This is a genomic window from Pantoea sp. B9002 (genome assembly GCF_013385945.1).
Taxonomy (GTDB): Bacteria; Pseudomonadota; Gammaproteobacteria; order Enterobacterales; family Enterobacteriaceae; genus Pantoea.
Genome location: NZ_JACAPA010000178.1, coordinates 1 through 344 on the forward strand (window position 1 = coordinate 1; position 344 = coordinate 344).

Annotated in this window: 1 pseudogene; it reads left to right on the top strand. The window is 62.2% G+C overall.

What is annotated here, in order from left to right:
* Positions 1-107: 107 nt before the first annotated feature.
* Positions 108-344: pseudogene (locus HX773_RS25735) on the top strand (hypothetical protein); the annotation flags it as partial.

Below are 344 nucleotides of genomic sequence, written 5' to 3' on the forward strand. Positions count from 1 at the left end.
ATCGCCGAAAAGGGCGGGGGCCGCGGGCTGATTTCCGTGTGTGCCGCCGGCGGGTTGGGCGTGACCGCCATTGTCGAAAAATAAAACAACAACAAGGAGAGACTGCCATGAGTGTCGCGAACCTGCCTGCCATCGAACGTGTCTGGTTGAGCGCCTACCATCCCGGCGTGCCGGCGGATGTCGAGGCCGAGATCGACCGCTACCCGTCGCTGCGCGAGGTGTTTCTCGAACACGTGGAGAAGTACCGCCAACGGGTGGCCTACGTCAGTATCGGCACCGAAATGGGCTATGACGAGTGGGAGCGACAGGTCTTTGCCTTTGCCGGCTGGCTGCAATCGCGGGGT